Here is a 19560-nt window from a genome sequence, read left to right as displayed (position 1 = left end):
GGTCCTCTCCCCATGATGTGCATGCCAAGGTCGACGTGACGTGGGCGGTGTATTAATAGATCGTCGCTGCCGACCGCTGCTCACGATGGCCAGCAGACAAACAGAATCCTGTACCAAGGTCACCCTGCTCGCTAGCAGCATCCTGGCCATCTTGATGAAGCTGAAACGACCTCAATAGGCACGACAGCCACTTCCTAACGGCCCCACCGAGGTCACCAACAGACGCCTCAAACCTCTCCGAGGCGACGCCCTCGGATTCAAAAAATCAATCAGCTACATCACCCGAGAATTCCTCCACCTTCACTCAGCTTCGGGCAGCTGCGTCACTGAAGCACGGTCCGGGTCTGCGGCGAAGCTGAGGGTGCGGGCACCGACGCCGAGAGCGTCGACGACGACAAGTTTTCCCACGGCCGGCGTCCCGATCCCAGTAAGCACCTTCACGGCCTCGGTGGCCATCATCGATCCCACCTGACCGACGACCGGGCCGAATGTGCCTCCAACAACAGCTGACGGGACTGAATCAGCGGCGGGAACCTCGGGGAACAGATCGCGTAGCATGGGCCCGCGATCGGGCCAGAAAACTGATAGCTGACCTTGGTACTGCAGAATCGTTCCCCAAACCAGCGGGGTTCCGGTGATCTCGGCAGCGTCGGAGGCGAGGTAACGGGTGGTGAAGTTGTCCGTGCAGTCGAGGATGAGGTCATGATCCTTGACTAGGCCGAGCGCATTGTCAGTTCCCAGCCGGGCGACGACGGCCTCCGCCACCAGATACGGATTGAGTCGCTGCACCGCATCTTTGGCGCTGAGGGCCTTGGGCCGTCCCACGTCGGCCTGACGGTGGATCACTTGCCGCTGCAAGTTGGACTCGTCAACGACGTCGTCATCAAGGATCGTGAGGTAGCCAACCCCGGCGGCGGACAGGTATAGCAGTACCGGGGAGCCGAGGCCCCCAGCCCCGACGACAAGCACCCGACTATCTCGTAGTCGGCGTTGAGCCTCCTGACCGAATCCGGGCAAGACGATGTGGCGGGCGTATCGGATTAAGTCACGGTTGATTAGCGACGTCGTGGAGCCCAGGTCTTCTACGGCATCGTGGCCGTTGATAGCACGAGATACCGCGTCGTCCATCGGGTTGAGAGCGCTCACAGGCTGTCGTTCTCCCTCGGGCCACGGAGTCGCTCAGTGATGATCCCGTCGAACGGCGAGCTTGCTCGCGCTAGACGTCGACGCGCGATGCGTCCCGATGTACGAGCCACCCGTCCAGCCGCCACAGCCATCTTCATCGCCTGGGCCATGCCCACCGGATTGTGAGCGCGGGTCACGGCGGACGCCAGGAGTACCGCGTCGCACCCCAGTTCCATGGCCAAGGTGGCCTCCGAGGCCGTGCCGATCCCGGCGTCCAGGATGGCCGGGACGTTCGCCCGGTCGACAATCAACTCGATATTGTGTGGGTTAAGGATTCCTAGCCCGGTACCGATCGGGGCTCCTGCCGGCATCACCGCAGCGCAACCGAGATCTTCCAGCCGCTTAGCTATTGCTGGATCGTCATTGGTATAGGCCAACACGACGAAATCATCGGCCACGAGTTGTTCGGCGGCGTTCACGAGCTCAACGGGGTCGGGCAGCAGGGTGTCCTCATCAGCGATGACCTCGAGTTTGACGAGGTTGGTATCCAGGGCTTCCCTGGCCAGATTCGCGGTGAGAATGGCGTCTCGTGCCGTGTAGCAGCCGGCCGTGTTCGGTAGGGCGGTGATCCGGTGCCGCTGCAGGATCTCGAACACCGATTGACGAGGCCCGGCGGCGAATCGACGCATAGCCACGGTCGTAAGTTGGGTCCCCGAGGCAACCAGTGCTCGCTCGAGGGTGTCCATGCTCGTGCTACCACCGGTGCCCATGATGAGTCGTGATGTGAGCTTTAGACCACCGATGTGCAGCGGTTCGTCGGAAGACGTCGCCGCCTTTCTATCACAGCTCACTATCGTTTCCTCCACGTTCGTCACGTCTGTTTCTTCCGTCATCATCCGCCTTGTACCGCCGTCACGACGTCGATGACTCCTCGCACCGGGGTTGCCGCCCACTGTGCGCGACGTATCACGGCCCCATTTACGGCCACCGCAATCCCCAGAGGCGAGCCATCGACGGTTCTCCCGTCGGCTCTCAACGTCTTGCCGCTACGGGCACTAACCAGGTCAAGAATCGTCTCATTACCGCTGGGATCGTACGGCTCCCCGTTGACCGTCGTCGTGGGGTAGTGGCCAGTCGTCTCACCATTGTGCGCTGCCATAATGGCTTTTACCGGTTGCCGAATCGGAATGGATTGACGGCCGCTAGCAATGCCGGATTGTTGTCCTTTTCGGTGCCGCAGACGATATCTGCGCCAATCCTCGAGCCGATCGCAGCCAGGAGAATGCCGTGCCGGAAGTACCCCATTGAGACGGTGAGCCCATCGCCTACCCGTCCGATCATGGGTACGTCGTCGGGGGAACCGGGGCGGGCCTTGGCAGTCATCTCGTAAATTTCGCAGTCGAGGATTCCGGGTACCAAACGGTGGGCGTTGCGCAGCAACTGGTGAACACCCTCCGCATGCACTCCGACCATGTCGTCTTCTCGGGTTGTCGCACCTAGAACGATGGTGCCGTCGGCTCGCGGGACGATGTAGACGGCATTGCCCTGAACGACGCCGCGGATGGTTCTTGTTACCAATGGTCGCAGGGCTTCGGGGACGCGGAGTCGCAGCACCTCACCTCGTACCGGGCGCAGTAGGTCAGTGAGGGCCTGCGGAATGCCGGTGATCGCACCGGTGTCCACCCCAGCGGCGAGTACGACGTGATCGGCGCGGTAGCTTTTGCCGTTGGCACCGCGCAGGCCGATCGCGCGATGATCCTCATTGAAGAGGACCTCACTGGCTCGGGTGGATACGACTCGGTCACCAAGGAATTCGAGAATGGCGCCGCACAGCCGTCGGGGATCAACTTGGTGGTCGCCGGGGATGTCGACGGCCCCGACGCATCCTGGGCCCAGCGCGGGTTCCGCCGCCCGTGCCTGGGACACACTGATTCGGTTGACTGTCATGCCCATCCGGTGCTGGAGTTCGAGCAGTTCATTGAGAGTCTGGCGGTCGGCGGAATCTCCAGCGCAGACGAAGGTGGAGCTTTCCAGATATCCGATGTCGTGGCCAACGTCGTGGGCTATGGCGGCAGCGAAGTCGCGATAGATCCGACCCGATTCCACCATGAGGGGGTAGAGGGTCGGCTGGTCCCAGACGACCTCGGAGACCGGGGCGAGCATCCCGGCAGCAGCGAAACTGGCCCCGGAAACTGGGGCGTCGTCCAAGACGGTGACCTCTATCCCGCGACGACGCAGTCGCCAGGCCGTCGTCAGACCGATAATTCCGGATCCGGCGATGACGACCGAGGAGGGACGACCATGCTCCGACGGTGGAATAGTCGAAGTCTCGGCGGCGTGATTATGGCTCTTCGTATCGACGTGACCCACGATAGTGGATTCAGCGAACTCTGGTCGTGTGGCAGCAGTGACCACAGTATGTCCTCCCTCCGACGGCATGACCCGCATCAGGTAAGCGGTCGGCGAATATGCCCTCTCAGCCGCATCCTGTTCCGTGCGGCTCCCGCGGAAACTTTTCCCATCATAGGTCGTTGTCGCAGAGGCTGGGCTGATGACTCCGACGTCCAGCCCTGCAGCCTGTGTTTTGCCGAACCCGGTGAAGAAAACGCAACATTTCCTGATAGCCGGGTGGTCTTAGCGTATTCCATGTCAGGGTATGCCATTCTCCCGAGAACAGGACGATACCGTGAACTGGTACCGGAGCGTGTTATAACCAATTGTTTTTGCGGAATATGACGTAGAGAATCCCGCTGCTGGCTACCATAGATAGTATGCAGTAGAGGTAGCCGAACCTCCAGTGTAGCTCTGGCATGTTGTCGAAGTTCATGCCATAGATCGACCCTATAAGGGTGGGGACGACGAGGATGGCTGCCCATCCCGAAATGATCTTGAGATCCTCGTTGGAGCGTTGGTCGACAAGAGTTGCGTTGACGGTGAGGATCTGGGTGAGTAGCTCTCGAATGTCAGTGATTTGTGAAGAAATCCGAGCTAAGTGGTCGGCGACGTCGGCTAGGTAGGCCTGCAGTTCTGGGGGAACTTGGTGTTTGGCCGATCCAGCCCTAAGCGCGGCGATGACCGGGATGAGTGGGTTGGTGGCGTGTTGTAGGTCGATGGCTTCCCGGGACAGGCGGTAGATGCGTTCCGGGGCTGCCGAGTCCCCGCTGAACACTTGCCTCTCGATCTGCTCGATATCGAACTGGATGCCGCTGATGACGGGGAACGTCTGATCTACCACGCCGTCAAGGATCGTGTACAGCACCGATTCAGGGCCGTGACGCAGTAGTTCCTCATCTTTCGGCAGGCGAGGGGTCCACCTTAGGCTCGACAACTCGTCGGGTATGCGCTGCATGATGACGACGACGCAATTGCGCTGCTTAATGACTTCGGCCTCAACAAAGGCGACGTCCTCGATCGAATCGATGTAGAACGGCGGATGCAGCACCAGGAACAGGGCCTCGCCATGGCGCTCCAGCTTGGGTCGTTGATGGCCTTCGGCGAGGTCTTCAGCCAGCAGCGGGTCGAGGTTCATCAGATCAACTAGCCGCTTGATCTGAGTGCGGTTGGGGCTCTGCTCGACGATGATTCCTAGACGTTCCGGATGACCGTCCAACCATGACAGAGTGGTTTCGATGTCAGGTCGATGCTCCGGATTAGCTGGGACCCCCTGCTCGAACCACTTGATGTCGATGAGGCCTGGCTTGGTGTCGGAGATCGGTCCGGTTGCCACTGGTGAAGTTCCGCCATGGGTTCTCGCGCTCGTTGACGCAGTGTTTCTGGGCTGGAATGTTCCTGACATTGATCGCCTCCTCCGAACATTTGCGCGGCAAGCCTACTGCGTACGGTGTTGGTCGCCCCCGTCGTGATCGCGATTACTGGGGGTGTCATCATCGACATACATTCCCGGGGCGTCAAGGATGATGTTGGTGCCACCTGCCGCGTCAGATAGTTCATGTGGGGCCAGCCACTTAGCTAGATGATAGACACCGACGGTGACGATGGTGCCTAGAGCGATGCCACCCAAAGTGAAGGACTTGCTGAATTTCAGTGACACATCGCCGACACCGATGATGATCCCAGCGGCCACCGGGACGAGGTTCACCGGGTTGCCGAAATCGACCTCATTCTCCTTCCAAATCTTCGCCCCGAGCAGACCGATCATCCCGTAGAGGACCACGGTGATGCCACCCAGGACTCCGCCGGGGGTCGCCGAGATGACAGCACCAAACTTAGGGGAGAAACCGAACAGGATCGCCACGACTGCGGCTACCACATAGGCAGCCGTCGAGTACACCCTCGTGGCGGCCATGACGCCGATGTTCTCTGAGTAGGTGGTTGTCGGGCCGGCACCCAGGAAGGTCGCCAGTATTGAAGTCGCACCATCGGCCGCCACCGCCCGTCCGACCTGGTGGTCAAGGTTCTTACCGGTCATTTCAGCGACCGCTTTGACGTGGCCGGTGTTCTCAGCGATGAGGGCGATGACCACCGGCAAAGCGAGCAAGATGAAGGCCACGTGGAAGGCCGGCAGGTGGAATCCGACGACATTGGTTGATGCGTAGTGAGATCCGTTGTGAACCTGAGGCAGGTATTGCCAGTTGTCCAGGTTCGTCGCCGGAGGTAGGCCGATCCACGCGGAGCTGTGGACCGCCGACCAGCCCACCCGCGGGGCAGCGCTGCCATCGGAGTGGTGCAGTGGGCCAAATACGAGATCTTCGATCCACGACAGCAGATAGCCGATAACCAGAGCCAGAAAGATAGCGATCCGGGATACGAAGCCGCGCGGCCCTACCGACAGCGCAATGACGAGCAACATGACGATGAGCGCCGTCCACTGATCGGTAGGCCAGTATGTTTTGGCGACGACCGGGGCAAGGTTGAACCCGATGAGCATAACGACGGCGCCGGTCACCGTCGGTGGCAAAACTTTATGGACTACCCGAGATCCGGCGACCTGGATGATGATGCCGCAAATAAGTAGGGTCAGGCCGACACACAGCAGGGCGCCCGAGACGTCATTGGGCTTACCGCCCGAGGCGTAGATCGCGGTCGCTACCCCAGGAAACGCGGCCGACGAGCCGAGATAAGACGGCACTTCATGCTGAGTGACGAAGATGAACACCAGGGTTGCCACACCCGACATCATGACCGCCAACTGCGGGTTGAGACCCATGAGAACGGGGAAGACGAAAGTCGCCCCAAACATGGCTACCACGTGCTGGGCTCCTAGCCCGATGGTGCGGCCCCACCCGAGCCTCTCGTCGGGAGCCACCACCTCACCCGGTTCTAGTACACCGCGATTGTGCAGTTTCCAGATCATGCGCGTCCTTCCGGGGTTGGCTCCCTTCCGGAGCCTCAGCGTATCGGTCGGGCGGACATGTCCGCCCAGGCCCCCGACGGAGCTTAGATCCAGGAGTGGAACCACATTCTTGCCAGCCATGCCTTTCGGGTCATGAGACCGTCGGTGAGGATTGGATAGATGAAGGCAAAGTCGGCGGCGACCAGAGCCATAACCGTCCCGACGACGATCGCACCGATGCGTCGTCGGCTGCTGGCTTTAGCGGGTCCGAGGATCTGACCGAGCCAGATAGCCAGGATCGTCACGGTGAACGGGATGATGCAGATCGCGTAGAAGAAGAACAACGGGCGGTCGTCGTAACGGAACCACGGGATCCACGTCGACATCATGGCGACAATGGGCAAGGTGAATCGCCAGTCACGGGCGAAGATCCACCAGATCACCGCAGCCACCAGGGCGATGGCCGCGAACCACCACAGTACCGGGGTCCCGGTGGCAGAGATGACGCGCAAGCAAGTATCGCCGACGGCCTTGCAGCCTTGCTGGCTGGGCTTGATGCCGTTGACGGCGTCGACGCCCAGCGGACGCTGGATCACCAGCCATCCCGACGGATTCGAGGCATAGACGTGAGTTTGCGTCATCATGTACGAACCGGTGTGAAAGTCGTAAATCTGTCGGTGGTATTCCCACAGCGCGGCCAATGGTTTCCCAACTACCTTCGACAGGCCTGGGCTGGGGGCGGGACCAGCCCACGATTTACCGAAAACCATGTGCGGGTAGGTGACCAACCACTTCGCCCAGGTGGCGAGGTATGTTAACAGCGCAACGACGACGAGGTACACAAAGGCCGGCACTCCGTCGCGAAGGAAGGACCACCACGCTTTCGTCCCGGCGCCGGCTAGACGACGCGCCGACCAGTCCCAGATGACAGAGACGATACCCATGGTCGCTAGCACGAACATGGAGTTCCACTTCGTGCCACAGGCCAGCCCGAACATGATGCCTGCGACCAGACGCCAGGGTCGCCACCCCAGAGCGGGGCCGAAATCCGCATCGAGATGCGGGTTGCCTATGGTGCGTAAATGATCAGCTAGTCGGTGACGGAACCAGTCCCGGTTGGCCGCTACCGCGGATACACCTGCCACCAGGAAGAAGGCCTGGAAAATGTCGAGCAGTCCGATCCGACTCATGACGAAGGCCAAGCCGTCGAGGGTGAGCAAGATACCGGCAATGGCGCCCACCATGGTCGAGCGGGAGAGACGTCGAGCCAGCCGGATCGTCATGAGGACGAGGAGTGATCCAAATACCACCGAGCTGAACCGCCATCCAAAGGAGTTAAATCCGAACAACTGCTCCCCGGTCGCGATGAGCCATTTGCCGACTGGTGGATGGACGACGAACTCGGCGTCTGGAGTCCAGGTATTCGTGATCCCACGGACGATATCGGCATTGGCCTTGGCGGCGTCGGGCCAGGTGGCCTCGTACCCCTGATGGAGCATCGTCCAGGCGTCCTTGGGGTAGTAGGTCTCATCGAAGACGAGACTGTTGGGGAATCCTACGTTCCATACGCGCAGCAGGAATGCCACGGTGGTGATAAGGGCCGTGATGATCCAGCTCGTGTACTCATCGGTCATCCGACCGTCGTCGAGGCGTTCGATGGTCGACAAGGATCTTCTCGTTGCTGGCACAGTGCCATAGTAAAGGGTTGGTCCGACGTCATCGTCGGTTCGGCGTGGGACGATAGCTCGGTGAGTAAGACACAGCCGGGACGAGTCATCCTGGCGGGCACCCCCATTGGCGACCGTCGTAGCGCCTCGCCCGCCCTTATCGAGACCTTGCGGGATGCCCGGGTCATTGCCGCCGAGGATACCCGTCGGCTGCGTGACCTGTTGCGCCGCCTCGGCGTCGAGAGCTCTGCCCGCGTGGTGTCCTACTTTGAAGGCAACGAGTCTGCCCGCACACCCGAACTCATCGACTGCCTTCGTGATGGCGACGACGTCGTGGTGGTTACTGATGCCGGGATGCCTTCGGTTTCAGACCCGGGGTACCGACTTGTTACCGCGGCCATTGAGCACGGCATTGTCGTCACCTCAGTGCCTGGGCCCACCGCCGTCACGACGGCCCTAGCCATCTCCGGACTACCCACTGACCGGTTCTGCTTCGAGGGATTTCTGCCGCGCAAACCGGGAGAGAGGCGTCGTCGTCTGGCCGAACTGGCTCAGGAGCCACGCACCACCGTCCTATATGAGGCCCCGCACCGGCTCGCTGATCTTCTTGATGACGCCGCTGATGTCCTCGGTACCGATCGACGGGCCGCGGTGTGCCGGGAGCTGACGAAGACCTACGAGGAGGTTCGCCGCGGCGGTTTGGGCGAGTTAGCCGAATGGGCCCGCGAGCACGCCCGTGGGGAGATCACGATTGTCATCGAGGGAGCCCCGGGCACCGTCGTCGGCATTGACGAGGCCGCTGAGATGGTTGCAGAGCTCACTGCCGACGGCATCAAGCGCTCTAAAGCTGTCGCCCAGGTGGCCCGCGCCACTGGAGTTGACCGCCACGAACTCTACGACGCCGCGCAGAACGCCTTGACCACTGACAAGGAGGAATCGTGAACGAAGCCATCCGTGAGGTGCTGGGCGAGGCCGGAGCACCGCCCCTGCCCGAGCCGCTGGCGGGCTCCATTGTGGACTCTCACACTCACTTGGACACCGTGCAGGACGTTGTCGGCATCGAACCCGCTATTAGTTTGGCGGCCGCCCGTGAGGTCGGGGTGACCCGCATCGCTCAAATTGGATGTGACATCGCGGGGTCCGAGTTCGCCGAGGAGTTGGCGCGGACGCACAAGAACGTCATCGCTGCGGTCGCCATCCATCCCAACGACGCTGCCCGTCTCGGCAGGAAAAAGATTGGTGATGCCTTGAAACGGATTGACGAGCTTGCCAACGTCGGCAACCACGTCCGCGCCATCGGTGAGACCGGTATTGACCATTTCGGCACTACCGATGCCGACGGACAGGCTTTGCAGCGCGAGGTCTTTGCCGCCCATATCGCTATGGCCCACGCCCATGATCTCACCTTGGCAATTCACATGCGCGACGCCCGTAATGGCGGTGAGGGTGACGAGCCGCCCTCTGGTCGTCAGGCTCACGATGACGTTGTTGACGTCCTTAACTCAGAAGGTTGGCCCGATCGGATTATCATGCACTGCTACTCCGGTGATGCTGACCTGGCCCGGATCTGCTTGGACCATGGGGCCTACCTGTCGTTTTCAGGGACCATCACCTTTAACTCAGCCGGTCCGCAACGCGACGCACTGGCGATCGCGCCAGACAATCGCATCCTTGTAGAGACTGACGCGCCCTTCCTAACTCCCGCCCCGCGCCGGGGCAAGCGCAACGGGCCATACTTGTTACCTCACACTGCACGCTTCATCGCGAAACAGCGGGGGTGGGATGAACTCCGTGTCTGTCAACAACTAACCGATAACGCCTTTGCCGCGTATGGAGGTGCCTGGTGAGTGAAACCGGCCTGCTCAACCCGGCGTCGATCCGGCGCATTGCTGACCAGATCGGTCTGCGACCGACAAAGACTCGCGGGCAAAACTTCGTCCACGACGCTAACACGGTGCGCCGGATAGTTTCCCTGGCGCAGGTGGGCGCCGCAGACCGAGTTATCGAGGTCGGCCCTGGGCTGGGTTCGCTCACCTTGGGGCTGTTGGAGACCGGCGCGGAGGTCGTTGCCATCGAGATTGACGAGGTGTTGGCCAACCAGCTTCCCGATACCGTCGCTGAACGAATGCCGGGTGCTGCCGAGAGGTTGGAAGTCGTCCTGTCCGACGCCCTTGACGTCAAGGTCATCCCCGGTGCGGAACCCACCGCCTTGGTGGCGAACTTGCCGTATAACGTCGCGGTTCCGGTGCTGTTGCACATGCTGGCAATATGTCCGCAGTGGAGCACCGGCGTCGTCATGGTGCAGTCGGAGGTGGCCGACCGGCTAGTAGCCGCTCCCGGCTCTAAGATCTATGGGGTTCCAAGCGCCAAACTGGCATGGTATGCCGAGGCGACTCGGGTCGGTAACGTTCCCCCGACGGTCTTCTGGCCAGTGCCCAATGTGGATTCCGGGTTGGTCCGGATTACGCGACGGCGGTCTCCCCACGTCGACGGGCGGAACCCGCGCGTCACCCGTTCCCAAGTCTTTCGCGTTGTTGACGCCGCTTTCGCCTCTCGCCGCAAAATGCTGCGCTCGGCCCTGGCCGGGTTATGCGGTGGTTCAATGGCGGCTTCCGAGCTCATTACCGCCGCTGGAATTGACCCGACGGCGCGTGGCGAAGCCCTCGATATTGGCGATCTGGCCCGCGTTGCAGAGGCCCTAGCCCAAGCTGGTGCTCTCAGCGATTCAGGTCAGGTGTGAACTTCTGCCGGTACGGTTAGCACATGGTGATGATGGACGATCCGTTTGACTTGCTCCGGCCGATGACCGTGACGGTGCGGGTCAGCGCCAAGGTCAATCTGGCGCTCGGGGTTGGCGGCCTTGCGCCCGACGGCTTTCACCCGTTGGCGACTGTCTTCGAAGCTATCTGCATTTACGATGAGGTGGCGGTGACTCGTCGCGACGATTCGCGCATCACCCTCACCGTCTCAGGAGAGGACGCCGATCAGGTCCCTACCGACGAGACGAATTTGGCCTGGCGAGCTATAGAACTCGTTCGCGAGGAATTCGCTTCAGAATGGGGGAAACGTGGCCATGGCGCCGACATTCACATCGATAAGTCGATCCCGGTCGCTGGTGGGATGGCTGGAGGATCAGCTGACGCAGCGGGCGCCCTTATGGCAGCGGCCGCGTTGTGTCGGCTCCCTTACTCCCCCGAGGAATTACAACCGTTGGCTGCTCAGCTTGGCTCCGACGTGCCCTTCTGTCTCACCGGTGGAGTGGCGTTAGGGCGAGGTCGAGGAGACCGTCTTGCGCCAGTGATCTGCCGAGGACGTCATCGCTGGGTGTTCGCGACATCGAATCAGGGACTGTCCACCCCGGCTGTCTACCGACGTTTCGACGAGTTGGGCGGCACCCCTGGGGGAGAAACGGTGCCCAATGACCTCATCTCGGCTTTGACCCGCGGCGATCTTGATGTTGTCGCTGCCAGTCTGAGCAATGACTTACAGGCCGCTGCCATCGACCTTCGGCCCGAACTCGAAGAGGTGTTGACAGTTGGGCGAGAGGTGGGTGCGTTGACCGCTTTAGTTTCTGGATCGGGGCCGACCTGCGCCTTCCTCGTCCGGGACACCGCTGGCGCCAAGAAGGTGAGCGCTGCTGTGGCCAATCTGCCTCAGGTTCATCGCACCCGAACTGCCCGTGGTCCAGCTGCGGGAGCGCAGCTCCTGCCTGGCCCGGTGGGGAGCTTTGCATGACGAGACCGCTACATCAGAACGCTGTGCACCAGAATTCGCCACGGAATGACGCGGTCGACGGCATCATTGCGGCGTGGGCTAGGGAGCGTCCTGACTTGCCCGTCGAGGTAATGGAGGTGTGGTCGCGCGTCACGAGGCTCGCCCGTCGCCTGGATCGTGACCGCGCCAAAGCGTTCTCCCAATGGGACCTCGAGGGCTGGGAATTCGACGTGCTAGCAGCGCTACGACGCTCTGGTGAGCCCTATCAACTCAGCCCGGGTCAGCTCCTTAACGAGCTCGAGGTGGCATCGGGGACGATGACTAACCGCATTACAAGGCTGTCAAATCGCGGTCTGGTGCGTCGTCTTCCCCATCCCAAGGACGGGCGCGGGGTCATCGTCGAACTCACCGATGAGGGGCGCGATCGGGTCGATGGAGCCCTGGCAGCCCTGTTGGAGTCCGAGGGACGTTTGCTCGACTCGATGGATGCCCAGGTCGTCGAACAGGTGGGTCAAGGTTTACGTGCCGTTCTGGCCCGTCAAGAGGAACTGGACTGAAGGCTTTCTCTCTCGACGTGACGGCTGAGATGTGGGCTGCCCGACAGATGAGCAAGCCCGTTGAAAGTCAGGTCAACCAGATGGGCGGCAACGACTTCTTTGGCTGGTTCACGGGTGTCGAGCCAGGCCTGCCCGGTCATGCCAACCATGCCGGTGAGGGCCTGGGCGTACAGGTAGGAGTACGAGACATCGAACCCGTGACGGTCAAAGTTGGCGGCGAGAATCCCCTCAGCCCACGACGCGACGTCGGAGAGAATTGACGCGTACGAACCGGTGGCTGAACCGACCGAGGAGTCTCGCGAGATGATCCGAAAACCGTCTGGACGGTCGTCGATGTAGTCCAGCAGGGCCAGTACCGCTGACTCCAGGGTGCGTTTTGGGCCTTGCTTTGGGCGGGTCATGGCAGCGTTGAGGGAATCTTGTAGGTGGCGTACCTCGCGGTCTACGACGACGGCGTACAGCCCATCCTTGGACCCGAAATGCTCGTAGATGACGGGTTTGGAGACTCCCGCGGTAGCGGCGATCTCCTCGACGGAGGTCCCTGCCATGCCATTGTCTGCGAAGAGGCGACGAGCCACGCTGATGAGCTGTTCACGGCGCTGGCCGCTGGTCATCCGCGCCCGGCGCTGCGGGGGTGATGGCTGGGATGAGAAATCCGACATCATGATATTGAGCTTACTGAGCGTCGCTGCGTGGCCGAATTGCGATGCATGCTCTAAGGTTATGGAGACTCGGTTCGCCGAGCGTTCCCCGGTTGGTCTGTCGGCAGGGCCCGCCTGACTTTGAATCAGGATGAGCGACGCAGGTTCGACTCCTGCCCGGGGAGCTCGTTGATCCCGCTCCCGCAGTGCGGTGTAACCGAGTGGCGGCTAGAGTAAACCCTGCATGCCACATCCGAACCTGGGGGGAGCACCGTGACGCCGAGCCCGTCCACTGACCGAGCCGAGATCGACGGAGTGGCTGCCGTCATCGTGTTGGCCGCCGGCGGCGGCACTCGCATGAAGTCGACGAAGTCTAAGCTGCTGCACGAGGTTGCTGGTCGGCCAATGTTGTCGTGGGCGATCGGAGCGGCTCGCGGACTTAACCCGGAACATCTCGTCGTGGTCGTGGGTCACCGTCGCGAGCAGGTCGAGGCCCATCTCGCTGAGGACGCCCCCGACGTCACCACGGCGGTCCAGACAGAGCAAAAAGGCACTGGTCACGCTGTCGCATGCGGTCTCGAGGGATTGGACGAGCTCCACGGTGAGGTCGTCGTCACCTACGGTGACGTCCCTATGCTTACCGGTGAGACCCTTCAGCGGATGGTTGAGGCGCACCGCGAGCGCCGCAATCTTGTTACCGTTCTTACGGCCGAGGTAGAGGACCCCACGGGTTACGGACGAATCCTGCGAGAGGGAGAGGCTGTTGTGGGAATCGTCGAGCACAAAGACGCCGATGAGGCCCAGCGAGCCGTTCGCGAGATCAATTCCGGTATTTATGTTTTCGATGCCGAAGCTTTGCGCGAGGGCGTCTCCAAGCTTTCTAACGACAACGTTCAGGGTGAGTACTACCTCACCGACGTCGTCACCATGGCTGCTGATGGCACTGTCGAGGTTCCTGGCCGCGGTTGCGTGGGCGCCTTCCGTATCGACGACGTGTGGCAAACTGAGGGGGTTAACGACCGGGTCCAGCTGGCCCGCATGAACGCCGAGGTTAATCGCCGTATTGTCATTGGATGGATGCGTGCTGGGGTCACCATCATTGATCCCACTTCGACATGGATCCAGCCGGATGTTGACCTCGCTAATGACGTCACTTTATATCCCGGGGTATTCCTCAACGGGGCTACCACCATTGGAGCTGGGGCCACGGTTGGCCCGGACGTTACCGTCACCGACTCCGAGATTCGTGAGGAAGCCACCGTCACCCGTTCCGAGGTCACCCTTGCGGTCGTCGGTGAGGGGGTGCGGGTTGGCCCGTTCTCCAACATCCGTCCTGGTTCCGTACTCGACCGTGACGCCAAAGTCGGAGCCTTTGTTGAAACCAAGAACACCCACATCGGAACCGAAGCGGCCATCCCCCACATGGCCTACGTTGGCGATTCCGAGGTGACTGCAGGATCCTCCATTGTTGCCGGATCTGTCCTTTCCCGGGAGTGCGCCGCTCCCGCCACCGTCTCGGACATCACGTCCGACAGCCAAGACGACACCCTGAACCCGGAGGCTGACCAGTGAGTGGAACCACCCGTCCGAACAACAAGCACCTCATGATTTGCTCAGGACGGGCCTATCCCGAACTTGCTGAGCAGATCGCTGCCGAACTCGGCGTCGAGCTTGTCCCGTCGCGTCAAGTTACGTACGCGAACTCGGAGATCTACGTGCAGTTCCAGGAGTCTGTGCGCGGCTGCGACGCTTTCGTTATCCAATCCCACAGTGCGCCGGTAAACGAGGCCATGATGGAGCAGCTCATCATGATCGACGCGCTCAAGAGGGCTTCGGCTAAGCGCATCACCGTGGTTTCTCCGTTCTATCCCTACGCTCGTCAGGACAAGAAGCACCTGGGTCGCGAGCCCATTTCCGCCCGCCTTATGGCCGATCTTTATCAGGCTGCTGGAGCCGACCGCATCATGTCAGTCGATCTGCACGCCGCCCAGATCCAGGGATTCTTCGACGGCCCTGTTGACCACCTGTGGGCCCTTCCGGTGCTCGCCGACTACGTCACCTCCAAATATGACAATTCCGACATGGTTGTCGTCTCCCCGGACGCCGGCCGGGTGCGCCTGGCTGACATGTGGACCGACAAGATTGGCTGCCAGCTGGCGATCATTCATAAGCGTCGTGATCCGAATAAGGCCAACGAGACAACCACCCATGAGGTTGTCGGTGAGGTTGAGGGTAAGACTTGTTTACTTGTCGACGACATGGTCGACACTGCGGGCACGATGTGCCAGGCTGCCCTAGCTCTTAAAAAGCATGGCGCCAAGCGGGTTATTGCCGCTGCCACTCACCCGATCCTGTCGGACCCGGCCGCTGAACGGATCAATAACTCGCCCATCGAAGAACTCATCGTCACCAACACTCTCAAGATTCGCGACGATATCGACATTCCTGCCATGACGCTTCTGTCCATCGCCCCGCTTATTGCTAAGGCGATCCAGGAGGTTTTCGAGGACGGGTCTGTGACGAGTCTGTTCCGCTGACGTTGTTTGGGGGTACAGCGTTGTGCCCCTTCGCGCCGGTCCGAATGACCCTCTCGGTTGATACCGTTTATCTGTCAAGGTCGATCTTGGCCGGGAGCGTGCCCTTGCTGTCGGGTGCACCTCTGACCTGCCTCGATTGGAGGGAATATGTGGCCCATCAGGACGGTGCGGGCCTATTGCGCGGGGACCGTGGCGACGGCCGTCGCCCTAGCTGTTTTTGTTACGAGCGGGACCCACGCCGCAGGGGCCAGGGAAACGAACAAGCCGCAGGCATATCCAGTTCCTGGTCTTTTCCATCCGTGCAGTGGTTCCGTGACTCCTGACTGGCACTACGGCGAGACAAGCCGCCACTACCAGTCCGACGGAACTCTGCAGTTCACGAACCAAACCGACCATGCCGTCGACTACACCGCCAGTGTAAAGACATCGACAAACCACAAGATCGATTCCAACTCGGCATCCAAGCTTCCCCCGAACTGGAACACCACCCTCAAGACGGAATTAGGGATCGTTGCCTCCAATGGGTGGCAGGATAAGGAGACTTTCGGTCCCGTCAAACTTGGCCCTGGAGAGTCTTTCCGGGTTGAGTATGGTGTCACCGTCAAGAACTTCGTGGGCATGTTCTTGGGGTGCCGGGACGGATATTTAGAGCCCAGCGGTGGCGCTCACGTCATCCGGGGCACCGCGCCAGCCGAGCGATACGCCTACGCCCTCGTCATCCACAAAGATGGTTCCATCTCGGATCGAGCCCTGGCCATCCCCTCGCGAGGGTCAGGCAAGAACAGCCGAATCGTTGATGACCACGACATTGTCATGGCCGGACCGAATCTGGAGAAACTTGCCGATCCCAGTAAGGATGTCCCGGTCGAACCGACTAGCCCATTGCAGCGCGATCCCTCCTGGCCTAAGCAGGGGGAGCGATGCCTGGCGAGGGGTTGGTACCCGTTGGACATCTCCGGTATTGATCCGCTCATCCGTCAACCCGGGTATTCCCAGGACTTCCTCAATTGGTCCAAGGGCCAGTACCACTTCACTCCTGTCACTGACACCGTCGTGGGAGCTCAATTCGCTGGATACGTGAACTGGGATCCCGCTGCCGACGGGCCACCACGCGGATGGCTGGAGTCCGTTGGGGCGATTTACCGCGCCTACCTACCCGTCAAGACCGAGCTTAAGGGCGTCGATCTCGCTCCTGGGGAGAAGGTTCACGTCGAATATGGCACCCTGCTACGCCGAGTGAACTACCGTGAGGTCGGTTGCAAGAACGGTGTCGCATCTATCGTGTCGCATTACGGACTGGCTTCCGCGCCTGCCGGATTCTGGGCTGAAGCCACTATTACCGGCACTGACGGGACCAAACGCACCGTCGACGTAACGCCTGACGCGTGGAAGCATCTTCCCGTACCCACCCAGACGACCCGCTGATACCCATTCCCATTCGCGTCTTGGAAGGAACCACAATGATTCGTTCACTCGTTGCTACTTTCGCTACCGGGGCAATCGTCACCGCTGGTGCCCAGACGCCTGCCCAGGCCCTGCCGGTACAGCACCAAAACCCCGCGAACCCAACCACCATCGGTGCTCCCTGCTCGAATCCGGGTGACACCGGACAGACCGTTCATGTGGTGCGCAGCTACTTCGATGGCTCTGCTGGGACGTGGACGATTTCCAACTACAACGACACTCCGCTGCCGGTCACGCGATCCATCACAGAAACTAAGACGAAGAACTGGTCGGTTTCGGCAGGCATTGACTTCCCACTGCTCGATGTGATCCACATCTCCATTTCCAGCAGCTATAGCACTTCTTCTACCTATGAGGTTGGAGAAACTGTTGGACCCTACGACGTTGCCCCGGGCAAGACCGCAGTTTTGCAGGCCGGTTGGATTGTCTCTGACTTCGAGGGGCAGCATACGGTCTGCGGTCCCGACAAAAAATGGCAGGGCCGTGGTGATCACTTCACCGCTACCCTCCCGCGGGAGCATCACGTGAGGATCAGCACCCGCGACAATGTGCAGTACGACGCCTGAGATGCCAAGGGGGATCAGTGTGTTGCGGTGCGCAGTAGTGGGTGCGGTAACTGCGACAGTGGCGTTGACCACCGTGTTCTCAGCAGTTCCGGCTGGTGCTGTTCAGGAATCGCCGAACAACGGGATCAATTTCGAGCTGCCCCAGCGGTGGAATGACAACTACAAGCCCGGCACTCGTTGTACACCGCAGGGGACGCGGGGTGTGTACGTCACGGCCTCTCGTCGGTGGTTCAAGCAGACTGACGGGGCCAGCGTCGAGAACACTACCGATACCGCCATGCCCGTGACCCATGCCGTCACGGTCAAACGCAGTGAGACTACCGAAGTCAAGGGTGAGATCAAGGCTGATGGCACGTTGACCACATACCTCAATCAGTCCTATGGCTTCGACTACATCCACACGGTGTCGTGGGAGTTGTCGCAGAAGGTGGGGCCTTACGACCTTGCTCCGCACACCCAGGGTCGTCTGGTCTGGGGATTCATCATGCTGGATGTTGACGCCCAGAATGTTAGCTGCGGAGCTGATCTCACCTGGCACGCGGTCGGGAAGCCGTTCTCGGGAACTAACCCGGAGTCCCGGTACGCCGAGTTGAGATCTGAGGGTTCGATCGGCTGAGTAGCCTGAATGTGTTCCGCGGGGGCCAAGACCTGGGCTTGCCAGGTTGTGGCCCCCGCATCGTACGAGTAGACTGTCTTGAGCTTGGCGAGGGACCGCAAGGTCCGTGATCGACTGGCTGCCTACTTGGGCTTCCTCTCGTCGAGCCGTTCTACGTCAACGAGAAGGAGATGCCACCATGGCAGACATCATTCACCTCAAGGCAGAGCAGCGTACCGAGTTCGGTAAGGGCGCCGCGCGTCGTATCCGGCGTGATGACAAGGTTCCCGCCGTGATGTACGGCCACGATCACGACCCGATCCACGTGACCCTTGACGGCCACGCCACGTTGCTGGCTCTGCGTACCGAGAATCCGCTGCTCTCGATTGAGATCGAGGGCCAGAAGCCTATGCTTGCTCTGCCGAAGGACGTTCAGCGCGACGTCCTTAAGGGATTTGTTCGCCACGTCGACCTGCTGACTGTGCGTCGTGGCGAGAAGGTTGACGTGAACGTCGCCCTGCGCATCACCGGTGAGTCTGCCCCCGGCACCATCGCCATGACCGAGTTCAACGAGATCGAGGTCCAGGCTGACCTCCTCAATATCCCCGAGGTTATTGAGATCGACGTCACCGGTCTTGAGGCCGGTACGACCATTTACCTTGGCGACCTCAAGCTCCCCGAAGGCACTAGCCTGCTAGGTGACGCGGAGGATGTTGCCGCTACTGTCGCCTTCCCGGAGACCGAGTCCGTTGAGGATGAGGAGTCCGGGGAGGACGCTGAGGGCGAGGCCGAGAAAGAGTGAGCCCATCGTGGCTCGTGATTGGGCTCGGCAATCCGGGCCCACGTTATGACGGCACCCGACACAATGTCGGGGCAGACGTCATAGCCGAGTTATGCCGTCGGGCTGGTGAGAAGCTCTCGCCAGCCCGCGGACAACGGGCGGAACTCGTTCGCACCCGCTTGAGCTCGGCCGGTCTGGGCGTACCAGCTGTGGATGCCCAGACCGTTATCCTGATGCGCAGCCGCACGTATATGAACGAGTCGGGGATCGCCGTCAGCAAGGTCGCGAGCTTTGCCGGAATGACCCCTGACCATCTCATCGTCGTTCATGACGAAATTGATCTTGATCCGGGTCGACTACGCCTCAAAAAGGGAGGTGGCGACAACGGCCATAATGGGTTGAAGTCCGTTCGAGCCCACATGCGTACCGGCGATTTTATTCGGGTGAGGGTCGGTGTTGGGCGTCCTCCGGGCCGCCAGGATCCGGCTGACTGGGTATTGGCCCGAGTACCTGTTAGGCAGCGTACGGACATGGACGTTCAGGTGGCCTTGGCTGCCGACGCCGTCGAGACGATCATTAAACAAGGGCTGACGGTGGCCCAGAATCGTTTCAATTCCTGA

General features: G+C 60.9%; 21 protein-coding genes, 1 tRNA gene and 1 riboswitch. Of the genes, 14 read left to right on the top strand and 8 right to left on the bottom strand.

Features of this window, described 5'->3' with window-relative positions; translation table 11 throughout:
- Nucleotides 1-300: 300 nt before the first annotated feature.
- The 5 genes from LRP59_RS11500 to LRP59_RS11480 all read right to left on the bottom strand — a co-directional run bounded on the left by LRP59_RS11500 (nucleotide 301) and on the right by LRP59_RS11480 (nucleotide 4852).
- Entirely contained in the window at nucleotides 301-1128 is an 828-nt protein-coding gene (locus LRP59_RS11500; protein WP_002521268.1) for a HesA/MoeB/ThiF family protein, read from the bottom strand.
- 14 nt (nucleotides 1129-1142) lie between these two features.
- Nucleotides 1143-2021, bottom strand: a complete 879-nt coding sequence (locus LRP59_RS11495) for a thiazole synthase (protein WP_148378527.1) — start codon at nucleotides 2019-2021, stop codon at nucleotides 1143-1145.
- Complete coding sequence (gene thiS, locus LRP59_RS11490; protein WP_171011476.1) at nucleotides 2018-2287, bottom strand: sulfur carrier protein ThiS; 270 nt, start codon at nucleotides 2285-2287, stop codon at nucleotides 2018-2020. Before thiS ends, LRP59_RS11495 begins: the two co-directional genes overlap by 4 nt.
- A 5-nt stretch (nucleotides 2288-2292) precedes the next feature.
- Nucleotides 2293-3573, bottom strand: a complete 1281-nt coding sequence (gene thiO, locus LRP59_RS11485) for a glycine oxidase ThiO (RefSeq protein ID WP_032499863.1) — start codon at nucleotides 3571-3573, stop codon at nucleotides 2293-2295.
- Nucleotides 3533-3642, bottom strand: a riboswitch (TPP riboswitch). Its footprint overlaps the gene before it by 41 nt.
- Before the next feature lie 190 nt (nucleotides 3643-3832).
- The gene (locus tag LRP59_RS11480) at nucleotides 3833-4852 is read right to left on the bottom strand and encodes a magnesium and cobalt transport protein CorA (RefSeq protein ID WP_002521271.1); all 1020 of its coding nucleotides are present in this window, start codon (nucleotides 4850-4852) and stop codon (nucleotides 3833-3835) included.
- On the opposite strand from LRP59_RS11480, the gene LRP59_RS11475 reads away from it, so the two are divergent.
- Nucleotides 4806-4988, top strand: coding sequence for a hypothetical protein (locus LRP59_RS11475; RefSeq protein ID WP_074025719.1), 183 nt, complete (start codon nucleotides 4806-4808; stop codon nucleotides 4986-4988). The genes LRP59_RS11480 and LRP59_RS11475 overlap by 47 nt on opposite strands.
- Here the strand turns inward: LRP59_RS11475 and LRP59_RS11470 are convergent.
- Nucleotides 4955-6439 (bottom strand): uracil-xanthine permease family protein, encoded by a 1485-nt coding sequence (locus LRP59_RS11470; protein WP_002513262.1) that lies wholly within the window; start codon nucleotides 6437-6439, stop codon nucleotides 4955-4957. The two genes, LRP59_RS11475 and LRP59_RS11470, sit on opposite strands and share 34 nt — an antisense overlap.
- Before the next feature lie 83 nt (nucleotides 6440-6522).
- Entirely contained in the window at nucleotides 6523-8052 is a 1530-nt protein-coding gene (locus LRP59_RS11465; RefSeq protein ID WP_002531766.1) for a dolichyl-phosphate-mannose--protein mannosyltransferase, read from the bottom strand.
- 114 nt (nucleotides 8053-8166) lie between these two features.
- Here LRP59_RS11465 and rsmI point away from each other — a divergent pair, with 114 nt between their 5' ends.
- The 5 genes from rsmI to LRP59_RS11440 are packed head-to-tail and all read left to right on the top strand — an operon-like array spanning nucleotide 8167 to nucleotide 12356.
- Nucleotides 8167-9027: a 16S rRNA (cytidine(1402)-2'-O)-methyltransferase gene (gene rsmI / locus LRP59_RS11460; RefSeq protein ID WP_002531764.1), complete on the top strand. Its 861-nt coding sequence runs from the start codon at nucleotides 8167-8169 to the stop codon at nucleotides 9025-9027.
- Nucleotides 9024-9932, top strand: a complete 909-nt coding sequence (locus LRP59_RS11455) for a TatD family hydrolase (RefSeq protein WP_002513265.1) — start codon at nucleotides 9024-9026, stop codon at nucleotides 9930-9932. Before rsmI ends, LRP59_RS11455 begins: the two co-directional genes overlap by 4 nt.
- Entirely contained in the window at nucleotides 9929-10825 is an 897-nt protein-coding gene (rsmA, locus tag LRP59_RS11450; RefSeq protein ID WP_002513266.1) for a 16S rRNA (adenine(1518)-N(6)/adenine(1519)-N(6))-dimethyltransferase RsmA, read from the top strand. Before LRP59_RS11455 ends, rsmA begins: the two co-directional genes overlap by 4 nt.
- A 23-nt stretch (nucleotides 10826-10848) precedes the next feature.
- Entirely contained in the window at nucleotides 10849-11820 is a 972-nt protein-coding gene (locus tag LRP59_RS11445) for a 4-(cytidine 5'-diphospho)-2-C-methyl-D-erythritol kinase (protein ID WP_002513267.1), read from the top strand.
- Nucleotides 11817-12356 carry a MarR family winged helix-turn-helix transcriptional regulator gene (locus LRP59_RS11440; RefSeq protein WP_002513268.1) on the top strand — a complete coding sequence of 180 codons (540 nt, stop codon included), beginning with the start codon at nucleotides 11817-11819 and terminating at the stop codon, nucleotides 12354-12356. Before LRP59_RS11445 ends, LRP59_RS11440 begins: the two co-directional genes overlap by 4 nt.
- Here the strand turns inward: LRP59_RS11440 and LRP59_RS11435 are convergent.
- Complete coding sequence (locus LRP59_RS11435) at nucleotides 12338-12970, bottom strand: TetR/AcrR family transcriptional regulator (RefSeq protein WP_002513269.1); 633 nt, start codon at nucleotides 12968-12970, stop codon at nucleotides 12338-12340. The genes LRP59_RS11440 and LRP59_RS11435 overlap by 19 nt on opposite strands.
- A gap of 133 nt (nucleotides 12971-13103) precedes the next feature.
- Here LRP59_RS11435 and LRP59_RS11430 point away from each other — a divergent pair.
- From LRP59_RS11430 to pth, 8 genes are all read left to right on the top strand, one after another.
- Nucleotides 13104-13182: transfer RNA gene (locus LRP59_RS11430), tRNA-Gln, on the top strand.
- 88 nt (nucleotides 13183-13270) lie between these two features.
- Nucleotides 13271-14569: a bifunctional UDP-N-acetylglucosamine diphosphorylase/glucosamine-1-phosphate N-acetyltransferase GlmU gene (gene glmU / locus LRP59_RS11425; protein WP_002513270.1), complete on the top strand. Its 1299-nt coding sequence runs from the start codon at nucleotides 13271-13273 to the stop codon at nucleotides 14567-14569.
- Nucleotides 14566-15534, top strand: a complete 969-nt coding sequence (locus LRP59_RS11420) for a ribose-phosphate diphosphokinase (protein ID WP_002513271.1) — start codon at nucleotides 14566-14568, stop codon at nucleotides 15532-15534. Before glmU ends, LRP59_RS11420 begins: the two co-directional genes overlap by 4 nt.
- 147 nt (nucleotides 15535-15681) lie before the next feature.
- Entirely contained in the window at nucleotides 15682-16959 is a 1278-nt protein-coding gene (locus LRP59_RS11415) for a hypothetical protein (protein WP_002531762.1), read from the top strand.
- Nucleotides 16960-16994: 35 nt separating this feature from the next.
- On the top strand, nucleotides 16995-17564 hold the full coding sequence (locus tag LRP59_RS11410) for a hypothetical protein (protein WP_002513273.1): 570 nt from the start codon (nucleotides 16995-16997) through the stop codon (nucleotides 17562-17564).
- 1 nt (nucleotide 17565) lies between these two features.
- A complete protein-coding gene (locus LRP59_RS11405) occupies nucleotides 17566-18180 on the top strand; it encodes a hypothetical protein (protein WP_002521278.1) in 615 nt (204 codons plus the stop codon).
- Between the two features lie 178 nt (nucleotides 18181-18358).
- The gene (locus LRP59_RS11400; RefSeq protein ID WP_002513275.1) at nucleotides 18359-18961 is read left to right on the top strand and encodes a 50S ribosomal protein L25/general stress protein Ctc; all 603 of its coding nucleotides are present in this window, start codon (nucleotides 18359-18361) and stop codon (nucleotides 18959-18961) included.
- On the top strand, nucleotides 18958-19560 hold the full coding sequence (gene pth, locus LRP59_RS11395) for an aminoacyl-tRNA hydrolase (RefSeq protein WP_002513276.1): 603 nt from the start codon (nucleotides 18958-18960) through the stop codon (nucleotides 19558-19560). Before LRP59_RS11400 ends, pth begins: the two co-directional genes overlap by 4 nt.

It is taken from the genome of Cutibacterium sp. 37298 (genome assembly GCF_023838685.1).
Taxonomy (GTDB): domain Bacteria; phylum Actinomycetota; class Actinomycetes; order Propionibacteriales; family Propionibacteriaceae; genus Cutibacterium; species Cutibacterium acnes.
Note: the sequence above shows the minus strand (reverse complement) of the source record. Positions and strands in the feature narration are given on the sequence as shown.

Bases quoted from the DNA above. Each gene is read 5' to 3' on its own strand.
- LRP59_RS11500 (WP_002521268.1), bottom strand. From the start codon at position 1,128: ATGGACGACGCGGTATCTCGTGCTATCAACGGCCACGATGCCGTAGAA.
- LRP59_RS11495 (WP_148378527.1), bottom strand. From the start codon at position 2,021: ATGATGACGGAAGAAACAGACGTGACGAACGTGGAGGAAACGATAGTG.
- thiO (WP_032499863.1), bottom strand. From the start codon at position 3,573: ATGCGGGTCATGCCGTCGGAGGGAGGACATACTGTGGTCACTGCTGCC.
- LRP59_RS11475 (WP_074025719.1), top strand. From the start codon at position 4,806: ATGTCGATGAGGCCTGGCTTGGTGTCGGAGATCGGTCCGGTTGCCACT.
- LRP59_RS11470 (WP_002513262.1), bottom strand. From the start codon at position 6,439: ATGATCTGGAAACTGCACAATCGCGGTGTACTAGAACCGGGTGAGGTG.
- LRP59_RS11465 (WP_002531766.1), bottom strand. From the start codon at position 8,052: ATGACCGATGAGTACACGAGCTGGATCATCACGGCCCTTATCACCACC.
- LRP59_RS11445 (WP_002513267.1), top strand. From the start codon at position 10,849: ATGGTGATGATGGACGATCCGTTTGACTTGCTCCGGCCGATGACCGTG.
- LRP59_RS11440 (WP_002513268.1), top strand. From the start codon at position 11,817: ATGACGAGACCGCTACATCAGAACGCTGTGCACCAGAATTCGCCACGG.
- LRP59_RS11435 (WP_002513269.1), bottom strand. From the start codon at position 12,970: ATGACCAGCGGCCAGCGCCGTGAACAGCTCATCAGCGTGGCTCGTCGC.
- LRP59_RS11415 (WP_002531762.1), top strand. From the start codon at position 15,682: ATGTGGCCCATCAGGACGGTGCGGGCCTATTGCGCGGGGACCGTGGCG.
- LRP59_RS11410 (WP_002513273.1), top strand. From the start codon at position 16,995: ATGATTCGTTCACTCGTTGCTACTTTCGCTACCGGGGCAATCGTCACC.
- LRP59_RS11405 (WP_002521278.1), top strand. From the start codon at position 17,566: ATGCCAAGGGGGATCAGTGTGTTGCGGTGCGCAGTAGTGGGTGCGGTA.
- LRP59_RS11400 (WP_002513275.1), top strand. From the start codon at position 18,359: ATGGCAGACATCATTCACCTCAAGGCAGAGCAGCGTACCGAGTTCGGT.